Annotated in this window: 3 protein-coding genes; all 3 read right to left on the bottom strand. The window is 59.8% G+C overall.

The features are described 5' to 3' along the window. On the bottom strand, positions 1 to 195 hold a 195-nt coding region (locus RMO15_RS11080; RefSeq protein ID WP_309712017.1), incomplete at its 3' end, for a hypothetical protein. Further along, complete coding sequence (locus tag RMO15_RS11075; protein ID WP_309712012.1) at positions 186 to 563, bottom strand: SWIM zinc finger family protein; 378 nt, start codon at positions 561 to 563, stop codon at positions 186 to 188. The genes RMO15_RS11075 and RMO15_RS11080, both read right to left, overlap by 10 nt. A 151-nt stretch (positions 564 to 714) precedes the next feature. Next, on the bottom strand, positions 715 to 1,110 hold a 396-nt coding region (locus RMO15_RS11070), incomplete at its 5' end, for a hypothetical protein (protein ID WP_309712009.1).

Genomic DNA, 1,110 nt, shown 5'->3' with positions numbered 1-1,110 from the left:
GTAGACGAAGGTCTCCCGCCGCTGTCGCCTTGTTGGCTCCGGAATCGCTCCCGTGAGCCGCCTGACGACCTCGACGGCACCCTTACGGTAGAGCGTGACGACCACGAGAGAGCCGGTGTCAGCTTCTCGCACCGCCCAGTTCCTGCCGCCCTTGTAGCGCGAGATTGTCAGTAAGTCAGGTCGAGTCAGGGACATGAGGGAGATCCTCCATGCTTCTGAATCTGCGCCGAGATGGCTTCTACGATGCCTTCCTGAACCTGCCGGATGCCGTTCTCAAGCGGAACGCTCTCCCAGCGTGCGCTGAGTGCTTGGATAGCCGCTCGCTGCGTGAGCAGGAGCTTCTTCCAGCCCAGTGTGTGCTTACAGGGGTAGCGCCCACCATGCTTCTCAAAGAAGGGGCAAGAGCACGTGTCCGCCTCGCGATCCACCGTGTAAGTGCCACCGTGATCCGAGCGAACCAGGTAGCGGTGAGCATCGAGGCAGCGGATGCGGTAGCCGTCCTCATAGAGGCGCTGTGCCCGCTCATTGACATTGGCGAGGAGCCTTGCTTCATCGAGCGTCACAGGCTGCCTTTGGCCTATCTGTGACCCTTGTTTGGTCATGGAAACAATCCTTTCAAAATAGAGAAAAGACCGGAGCCATGACCACCCTTCCGGGCAGCATGGCCCGGTGAGGGAGTGACGAAGTGTTACTGAAGTAACGAAGTGTGTGAGTCTACTTTTGCTTGCGCTTTAGGAGCGCTTCGGCTTCCTGGAGATCGGCGACCTTGGGAACCGCAGGGGACTCAAGCCCCCGCACGCCCCGGCAGGTCACTACGATTCGCTCCAGTAGGTCGAGAGCCTCAGCGGTACTCGGAGGGAGAGCGACGAGCTTGCCGTTCTCCGGCTCGGCGATGTAGTCGTCGAGTTCGGGAACGAGAACCTCCAGCCGCCAACCGCGATGTGCTTGGATAACATGCTCCTCCGTAAAGAGATGCACATTACCAAAGCGCCACTTCTCCTCGATGTCGCTCGCCAGTGCCTGGAGGCGCTGACAGACCGCGAGGAGCCGCTTGTCGATCTGAGGAATGACTTGGCTCATACCGCTACCAGAGCCTTTGGGGTCAGGATG

It is taken from the genome of Armatimonas sp. (assembly GCF_031410135.1).
Classification (GTDB): domain Bacteria; phylum Armatimonadota; class Armatimonadia; order Armatimonadales; family Armatimonadaceae; genus Armatimonas.
Note: the sequence above shows the minus strand (reverse complement) of the source record. Positions and strands in the feature narration are given on the sequence as shown.